The sequence below is a fragment of the Candidatus Methylomirabilota bacterium genome (genome assembly GCA_035315345.1).
Taxonomy (GTDB): domain Bacteria; phylum Methylomirabilota; class Methylomirabilia; order Rokubacteriales; family CSP1-6; genus CAMLFJ01.
This window is the reverse complement of record DATFYA010000070.1, coordinates 19,125-27,551: the sequence shown is the minus strand read 5'-3', so window position 1 is coordinate 27,551 and position 8,427 is coordinate 19,125. Positions and strand designations below refer to the sequence as shown.

The 8,427-nt window shown below is 70.7% G+C and carries 9 protein-coding genes; 4 read left to right on the top strand and 5 right to left on the bottom strand.

Annotated elements, in window-relative coordinates; translation table 11 throughout:
- Positions 1-668: NAD(P)-dependent oxidoreductase (locus tag VKN16_08255; GenBank protein ID HME94191.1), on the bottom strand; the 668-nt coding region annotated here is incomplete at its 3' end.
- A gap of 228 nt (positions 669-896) precedes the next feature.
- Between VKN16_08255 and VKN16_08250 the strand changes: the two genes are divergently transcribed.
- Positions 897-1,157 carry a hypothetical protein gene (locus tag VKN16_08250; protein HME94190.1) on the top strand — a complete coding sequence of 87 codons (261 nt, stop codon included), beginning with the start codon at positions 897-899 and terminating at the stop codon, positions 1,155-1,157.
- On the opposite strand, the gene VKN16_08245 is transcribed toward VKN16_08250, so the two are convergent.
- Genes VKN16_08245 through VKN16_08230 form a run of 4 tightly spaced genes read right to left on the bottom strand, consistent with a single transcriptional unit; the run spans position 1,154 to position 5,260 of the window.
- Positions 1,154-2,386, bottom strand: a complete 1,233-nt coding sequence (locus VKN16_08245) for an LLM class flavin-dependent oxidoreductase (protein HME94189.1) — start codon at positions 2,384-2,386, stop codon at positions 1,154-1,156. The two genes, VKN16_08250 and VKN16_08245, sit on opposite strands and share 4 nt — an antisense overlap.
- 13 nt (positions 2,387-2,399) lie before the next feature.
- The gene (locus tag VKN16_08240) at positions 2,400-3,197 is read right to left on the bottom strand and encodes an alpha/beta hydrolase (GenBank protein HME94188.1); all 798 of its coding nucleotides are present in this window, start codon (positions 3,195-3,197) and stop codon (positions 2,400-2,402) included.
- Between the two features lie 13 nt (positions 3,198-3,210).
- Positions 3,211-4,398, bottom strand: a complete 1,188-nt coding sequence (locus tag VKN16_08235) for a YbfB/YjiJ family MFS transporter (protein ID HME94187.1) — start codon at positions 4,396-4,398, stop codon at positions 3,211-3,213.
- 7 nt (positions 4,399-4,405) lie between these two features.
- Positions 4,406-5,260 carry a phosphodiesterase gene (locus tag VKN16_08230; GenBank protein HME94186.1) on the bottom strand — a complete coding sequence of 285 codons (855 nt, stop codon included), beginning with the start codon at positions 5,258-5,260 and terminating at the stop codon, positions 4,406-4,408.
- A gap of 117 nt (positions 5,261-5,377) precedes the next feature.
- Here VKN16_08230 and VKN16_08225 point away from each other — a divergent pair, with 117 nt between their 5' ends.
- Genes VKN16_08225 through VKN16_08215 form a run of 3 tightly spaced genes read left to right on the top strand, consistent with a single transcriptional unit; the run spans position 5,378 to position 8,416 of the window.
- Positions 5,378-6,361, top strand: coding sequence for a peptidyl-alpha-hydroxyglycine alpha-amidating lyase family protein (locus tag VKN16_08225; protein ID HME94185.1), 984 nt, complete (start codon positions 5,378-5,380; stop codon positions 6,359-6,361).
- Between the two features lie 3 nt (positions 6,362-6,364).
- Positions 6,365-6,820: a DUF2127 domain-containing protein gene (locus VKN16_08220; protein ID HME94184.1), complete on the top strand. Its 456-nt coding sequence runs from the start codon at positions 6,365-6,367 to the stop codon at positions 6,818-6,820.
- A gap of 36 nt (positions 6,821-6,856) precedes the next feature.
- On the top strand, positions 6,857-8,416 hold the full coding sequence (locus tag VKN16_08215) for an ABC transporter substrate-binding protein (protein ID HME94183.1): 1,560 nt from the start codon (positions 6,857-6,859) through the stop codon (positions 8,414-8,416).
- Positions 8,417-8,427: the final 11 nt, after the last annotated feature.

The window sequence follows — 8,427 nt, the reverse complement described above, 5'->3', positions numbered from 1 at the left end:
TCCCGCGCGCCGAACATCTTGCGGGTGACCGCATTGAGCGGTACGTGCAGCGACACGATGTCCGCGGTGCGCAGCAGCTCGGGCAGCAGCATGAAGCGGACCCCGAGGGCGTCTTCCGCGTCCTCGGTCAGCCGGGCGATGTCGTAGTAGGCGATCTTCATGTCGAACGCGGCGGCCCGGCGCGCGACCTTCTTGCCGATGGTCCCGAGGCCCACGATGCCGAGGGTCTTGCCCTCGAGCTCGTAGGTGCGGTTGCTCGCGAAGTCCCCCACCCGCCACTTGCCGGTGATCACGTTGCCGTGGTGCCACGAGAGCTTGCGGTAGACCGCGAGCATCAGCATCAGGGTGTGCTCGGCCACCGCCACCGAGTTGGAGCCGCCGTTGTTGGCCACCGGCACCCCCGCCTGTTTGGCCGCCGACACGTCCAGGCGGTCATAGCCCGCGCTGATCAGCTGCACCAGCTTCAGGCCGGAGGCGGCCTTGAAGAACTCGCTGTTCATCTCCCCGCGCGGGAAGCCCACGTAGTACGCGATCTCCGGCAGAGCCGCGGTGAACTCGGGCGTGCCCGCGTCCGCCACGACCATCTCGAAGCCGGCGGGGACGAAGCTGCGGGCGATGTCGAGCATCGCGGCGGGGAATCTGGGAGACACGAGGATCTTGGTGGCCACGGACGCCTCCTTTGGCGACGGGTGATGGTCGGGGACACGCGCGCCAGTATAAGCCGTCGGCAGCTCTTGCGCGGGCGGCGACGATCTCAGGCTGGGAACCGGCCTGCCCAGCCTTTCCCGCCGGCTTCTCTGCCGTCTGAGCTCAGGTGCCACAATGCTCTGAATTCATGGGGAGTTTTCGATGGTCCGCCCCTTGCTCTCCTCGGGCCCCATCAAAGGAGATCCGGCATGAGGCGATACCTGCTGACGCTGGCCTGGGTGCTGTGGGCGCACGAGATGGGGATGATGGGCGACAAGGTCGTCGACCGGGGGTACACCGCGATCGACTCGTTCGAGACGCGCCAGCTGTGCCACGCCGCGATGGCGGACTACGCGGCGCTGCGGCTCGTGCGACAGGGCGCGGTGCGCATCGACTTCAGCTGCCTGCCCGAGAAGACGGACCCGCGCTCCCCCGTAGCGCGATCGGTTAGCCCGGCCGCCTCGCGCTAGGCTCCGTTGCGCGCCGCCGCGGGCGCGGGCTGGCTGATGCTGATGGGCGCGTTGGCCTCGAAGGGGCTCCAGAGCCCCAGCTCCTTGCCCATCTCCCGCACCGCGGGCAGCACCTCCTGCCCGAGCAGCCGGATGCACGTCGTCGCGTCCTGGTTGCTCACGAATCCGTCGCTGGCCCAGAGGCCGAGGATCGACGGCCGCGTCTCCTCCAGCAGCCGGCGGAACTTGGGCAGCACCGTCTTGGGCGTGCCCGCGATGATCTGCTGATCGCGCAGCTGGTCCTCGAAGGAGGCCGCGCGCGGATTCGAGCCGCGCCCGACCGCGTACTCCACGAAGGCCTTGCGGTAGGACGGCGAGAAGTAGCCGGAGGGGCTCGACCACACCGGATGCGCCAGGCCGGTGAACTCGCCCTGCATCCACATGAACTGCCGCGCGTTGGCCAGCGCCTTCTCCTCGGTCTCCGCGACGTGGCAGCGCTGCAGGTACCCGCGGTTCTCCGGGCCGCCGGTGTAGCCCGCCTCGGCCGCGACCGAGTCGTAGAGCTCCCAGATCTTCTTGGTCGCGTCGATGGCGGTGCTGAGCGCGATGTAGGGATAGCGCTGGCGCGCCGCCCAGATGATCGTCTCCTTGCTGAGCACGCCCGGGATCCACACGCGCGGGTGCGGCTTCTGCAGCGGCACCGCCCACGGATTCACCACCCGATGCTGGTAGTGGTTGCCCTCGAACCGGAACGGGCCCTCCTGCGTCCACGCCCGCACGATCAGCTCGTGGGCCTCCTCGAAGCGCTCGCGGTTGTAGGCCGGGTTCACCCCGGTGGCCAGCTGCTCCTGGCCGCCGCCGCGCACGAAGCCGGAGACGAGCCGGCCGCGCGAGACCATGTCGATCATGGCCAGCTCCTCGGCCAGGCGCACCGGGTTGTCGGCGAGCGGCAGCGGGTTGCCGAGCAGCACGATCTTCACCCGCTTGGTCATGGCGGCGAGGATCGAGGCGAAGATGTTGCACTTGGCCTGCATGCAGAAGGGGGCATTGTGGTGCTCGTTCAGCATGATGCCGTCGAAGCCGACTTCCTCGGCGAGGCGATAGTGCTCGAGGTACTCGTTGTAGAGCCGGCTTCCCGCCACCGGATCGAAGTGACGGTTGGAGAACATCAGCGCGGTGGCGCCCCGCTGGCGCCCCTCCTCCTCGGGGTACGCCGACATCGGCTGCTCGGTGAAGTACATGAGGTGCATGGGATCCCCCCGCTCAGGACTCGGCGACGAACTGCGTGATGAGCTTCGCGAGCGTATCCGGCTGCTCCATGTCGAGCAAGTGCCCGGCTCCGTCGACCATCGCGAGCCGGCTCTTCGGCAGCGCCCGCGCGTACTGCTCGGCGCAGCCGGGCGGCACGATGCGATCGCGGCTACCGTGAACGATCAGCGCCGGGGTCGCCACCCCGCCCAGGAGCGGCGGGAGCGTGGGATTGTACATGTAGGGCTTCCACGCGATGCGGAACGTCATCTCCCGGTTGAGGTCCCACTGCTCGAGCTGCGGGGTGGGCGGATCCGGCGAGAAGAGCCGATCGAAGGCGCCCTGGTCCTCGAAGCCGGCGCGCACGTAGTCGATGTAGCTGACGAGCGCCTGGTCCAGGATCTCTCCGGCCGCGGGCTTGATCCCCATCGCGCCCACGAGCACGAGCCGCCGGAAGGCGCGCGGCGACATCGTGGCCATCTCGGCCGCGATCCAGCCCCCGAAGCCGAGCCCAACCAGCGACACGTCGGCGAGTCCCTTCGCGGCGAGCAGCGCCTGGTAGGTCACCGCCACGTCTCGCACGCTGCGCATCCAGGCCGGCCGCTCCGAGCCGTCGTAGCCGGGGTGCGAGGGCAGCAGCACCGTGAAGCGCTGCGCGAGCGCGTCGTAGAACGGCAGCTGCTCCGGCGTGCCGATGTCGTGATGCGACACGAGCAGGGGCGCGCCGCGGCCGGCGGTACGTAGTCTTACGGAGGAGCCGGCGACCGCGAGCGTTTCGGTGTTCCAGGCCAGCGCGGAGAGGGTGGCGCTCATGCGGGCGACGCTATCAAATCGGCCGAGGAGCCGCAACCCGCGCGGCGAGATCCACGGCGAGCGCGAGCACGAGACACGCGGCGGCGAGCGAGAACAGCGGCAGGTAGTCGCCGCCGCGCGCGTAGAGGAACGAGAACCCGTAGGCCGCGCCGGCCTGGCCGAGCGCGAAGGCCATCGTCGTCACGCTCCACGCCGCGCGCTGCCCCTCGGGATCGCCCGGCACCAGCTCGTGCACCCGCCCGAGCACGAGCGGCACGATGCCCGGCACCGCCGCGCCGACCACCAGGCTCGAGACGGAGAGCGCGGCCGGCCCGGTGGCGAGCGTGGGCAGCAGGACCGCGGCCGCCTGCGCCGCGAAGGCGCCGCGCAGCGCGAGGCCGAAGCCGACGCGATCCGCGATGGCCCCGGCCACCATGGGGCCGGCGACGGCCCCCGCCCCGAAGACGACCCAGTAGCGAGCGCCGGGCCCGATGCCCTGCCGGAGCCCCCGCGCGATGAAGTCGACCAGGAAGACCATGTGCGGGACCAGCCCCGCCGCATTGAGGGCGTATTCGGCGTAGAGCGCGCGGAGCGCCGGGGCACGCCGCGCGGACCGCCCGGCCGCGGCCTCGGCGGCCGCGGGAACCAAGTCCGCCGGCCACCCGCCCCAGGCGAGCGCGGTGAGCAGCAGCGAGAGCAGACCGAGGCCGCACCAGGTCTGCGCGAGCCCGGCCTCGAGCAGCAGCGGCACCACCGTGCCGGACGCCGCGATGCCGAGCCCGACCCCGGTGAAGATGGCGCCGCCGGCGAGGCCGCGGCGCGCGGCGGGCACGTGGGGCAGCACGGTCGGAGCGGCCAGCACCATCACGACGCCGCCGGCCACCCCAGAGGCGAAGCGCCAGAGGAAGAACCACGCGAAGGACAGCGGCACCGCGCACGCGAGGAATGCCACCGCGACCAGGAGCATCATCACGCGCAGGATGGCCCGCGCGGCGGCGCGGCGGGCGAGCGGCCGCGCGCCGAGCGCGCCGGCCAGATAGCCGGCGAGGTTCGCGGCCCCGAGATAGGCGGCCTGCGACGAGGGGAACCATCCCTCGGCGATCAGGGCGGGCAGCAGCGGCGTGTAGGCGAAGCGCGCCAGCCCGATTCCCACGAGGGTCGCGCACAGGCCCGCGGCCGTCGCGCGCCCGGGGCGCGGACCGCCGCGTGAGCGATCGGTCACGCGCTGCTCAGCGGGGATGGAAGGCGGCGGGCGGGGCCGTGTCGCGCAGCCAGCGCTCGCCGTCGAAGAGCGTGAAGGGCGGCCGCTCGTCGCCGATCACGCTCACGTGGCTCACGAGGCTCGCCTCCGCCTCGAGCCACAGGTGCAGCAGGCACGCGGGGGGCTCCATGACCACCGCGAGCCGGCGCGCGGGCGGCAGATCCAGCGCGAGCTGGTGCGCGGTGGCCGGGCACGTGGTGGCGACGGTGCCCGCGAACCGTCGCGTCATCGGCCGGTGCACGTGGCCGCAGACCACGCGCTCCACCTGGGGATGACGGCGGACGACGCCGGCCAGATCGTCCTTGCCCTCGAGCCCCATGGCGTCCATCGCCTGCATGCCGGTCACGAACGGCGGATGGTGCATGAAGATCACGGTCGGGCGCGCCGGCGCCTCGCCGAGGCGCGCGTCGAGCCAGTGAAGCCGCTCTGCGCACAGCCGGCCGCCCGGCTGCCCCGGCACCTGGGTGTCCAGGCCGATGAGACGGACCGGCCACTGCTCGACCGCGTAGTGCAGGAAGCCGCCGTCCTGCGGCAGGTACCCGCGGTCGGCGAAGGCCCGGGCCAGCGGCCCGCGCGCGTCGTGATTGCCCGGGATCACGTAGAGCGGCATGGCGAGGCCATCCACGATCGAGCGCAGCCGCGCGTATTCCGCCGGCTCGCCTCGCTCCACCAGATCGCCGGTGGCCAGCACCACGTCGGGCCTCGGGGCGAGGCGGTTGAGATGCGTCACCGCGCGCTCCAGGTGCTCGGGCGTCCGGAAGTACCGGTCGTTGACGCTGCCCGGCGTGCTGATGTGGGTGTCGGTGATCTGGGCGATGAGCATGGCCCGATCATACATTGACCGCGCGGCGCTGTGGTCGCTTGACTCACCGTCGCCTTTCTCCGATAGTTTGACGCGGACGCAGCACATTCGATCGCGCGGCACCGGGAGGAGAGCTCCATGGCGACAACGAAGCCGTCGTATCAGGTGGTCGAGGGCTGGGAGCAGCTGCCGAAGGGCTACGCGCACCGCGACGTGGCGGGCGTGGCGGTCGACGCCGAGGACCGCGTCTACCTCATCTGCCGCGGCGACCATCCGATCATCGCGTACGACCGCGACGGCAAGTTCCTGGGCTCGTGGGGCGAGGGCCAGTTCACCTATCGCACCCACGGCATCACCGTGGGTCCCGACCAGAGCCTCTACTGCACCGACGACGGCAATCACACGGTGCGGAAGTTCACGCCGAAGGGCAAGCTGCTGATGACCCTCGGCACCATGGACAAGCCGGCCGACACCGGCTACGACGGCAAGGACTACCTGACGATCACGAAGCCGTCGGAGGGCTTCAACCGACCCACCAACCTCGCGGTGGGGCCGAACGGCGATCTCTACGTCTCCGACGGCTACGGCAACTGCCGCGTCCACCAGTTCAGCCCGAGCGGGGAGCGGAAGCGCTCCTGGGGCGTGCCGGGCACCGGCCCCGGCCAGTTCTATCTGCCGCACGGCATCGCGGCCGCCGCGGACGGCCGGATCTTCGTCTGCGACCGCGAGAACGATCGCATCCAGATCTTCAGCCCGGACGGCGAGTACCTCGCGGAGTGGACGGACACCCAGCGGCCCACCCACCTGGTCTTCGACGGGCAAGGCCGCGCGTACGTCTCCGAGCTGTGGTGGCACACGGGTGACCGGGCGCCGCGGCAGGGCCGCACCATCGACGATCCGCTCTACGGACGCGTCAGCGTGTTCGACAAGGACGGGCGGCTGCTGACCCGCTGGGGGACGCCGGAGGCCACCGCGGCGGGCAGCTTCGCGGCGCCGCACGGCATCGCGGTGGACTCGCGCGGCGACATCTACGTGGCCGAGGTGACCTGGACCTTCGCGGAGAGCCGCGGTCGGGTGCCCGCGGGCTGCCACACCTTCCAGAAGTTCACGCTGAAGGGCTAGGGCCTGCCGCGTCGCGATCGGCTGGTCGGGCTCATCGGCGGGTACGAGCTGGTCAGGGGCCTCGTGCTCCTGGTGGTCGGATGGGCCACGGTGGAGCTGGCCGAGGACCGTGACGGTCGCTGGCTGACCTTCTGGCTGAGCTACCTGCTCCAGTTCCCCGCCCCGTACTGGACCGAGGTGGCTCTGAGCGGGCTCGGCCTGACGCTGCCCCCGCCGTGGCAGCTCGCCGCGGCGACGCTCTGCTCGGCGGGCCTGTCCCTCGTCCAGGGAATCGGCCTGCTCATGGGGCAGCGGTGGGCGATGTGGCTCACCCTGATCGTCACCGTGCTGTCGCTGCCGCTCCAGATCTACGAGCTGATCGATCGTGTCTGGTGGATCCGCCTGGTCTTCCTCGCGGTGAACCTGGCCATCGCGTACGTGCTGGTCGTCCGCTTGCGGGGCGATCGACGCGAAGGCTAAGATGCGCACACCCGAATCACACGGAGGCCTACCCTGATGGATCCCCGCCGCTGGACCGTGCCCATCGATCGTCGCCGATTCCTCGCCGGAGGCGCCGCCTCCTTCACCCTCGTGGCGGCCGGCGCGGCCCGCCGTGCCGGGGCGCAGGGCAAGCCCGGCGGAACGCTCACCTTCGCCAGCACCGCGCTGCCGCCCAGCATCGAGCCCCACATGCAGGGCCTCGACATCTGGCAGCGCCGCAAGCCGCTCCTCTACGAGAACCTGGTGTGGATCGACTACGCGCTGGAGCCCAAGCCGGAGCTGGCCGAGCGGTGGGAGCAGAAGTCGCCGACCGAGTACGTGTTCCACCTGCGGCGCGGCGTGCGGTTCCACAACGGCAAGGAGATGGACGCGGAGGACGTCAAGTACAGCTACGAGCGCATCCGCGATCCGAAGGTGAGCCCGGGCGCCAACGATCTGACCTTCGTGAGCCAGATCGACGCGGTCGACAAGCACACCGTGCGGTTCGTGCTCAGCGCCCCCGCGGCCACCTTCCTGGTGAACCTGGCCGGCAAGTACAACGGGGTCATCCCCAAGGACGCGGGCGGCGACGGCAAGGCGCTGCTCACCGCGGCGGTCGGGACCGGGCCCTTCGCCCTCGACAGCTTCGATCCGAGCCGACGCCTGGTGCTCAAGCGCAATGCGCAGTACTGGGGGGCCCAGAAGCCGTCGCTCGACCGCATCGTGTTCCAGGCCATTCCCGACGAGGCCTCGATCGTGGCGGGGCTGCGCACCGGGCAGATCACCCTCGCCGAGTTCTCCTCGGCGCTGTCGTTCCAGGTCGCCAAGAGCGTGCCCACGGTGGAGGCCATCCAGGCCCCGTCCACGCGCTGGGTGGTGCTCGACCTCGCGGGCGATCAGGAGCCGACCCGCAAGCCGGAGGTGCGCCAGGCCATCGCCCTGGCCCTCGACCGACCCGCCATTCTTCAAATCGCGGGCTCTGGGCTCGGGCAACGGCTGGGCGTGCTGCCGCCGGGGCTCAAGGCCTGGGCCCTGCCGTGGCAGGAATTGCCGAACCAGCAGCGTGACGTTGCGAAGGCGAAGCAGCTCTTGCAGAAAGCCGGCTATGCCGGTCGCGTGCCGATGAAGATCCGGAACATCGTGGGCTTCCCCGCCCTGGCCGCGGCGCTGCCGGTCATCGTGGACAACCTCAAGGAAGCGGGCATCGACGTCACGGTGGAGACCGTGGACGGCGGCGTGTGGATCAAGGACTGGATCGTGCCGCAGTCACCGCCCACCATGAACGACTGGGGCGGCTTCGTCGATCCCGACCAGGCGTTCTACCGGCACTTCCACTCGGCGCCGGGCGGCAAGGACTTCCGGCGCTGGAAGAACAAGGCGGCCGACGAGCTGATGGAGACCGGTCGGGTCACGCTCGACCGCGCGAAGCGGAAGCCGCTGTACGACCAGCTGCAGAAGATGATCGCGGAGGACGCGATCACGATCCCGCTCTACTCGCCGGACCTGCTCTACGCGCGCCAGAAGACGGTCAAGGGCTTCCAGCCCCATTCCACCGGCTTCTACTACGGGCTGCGCTTCGCCTCGCTGGAGGCCTGAAGAGCCCAGCC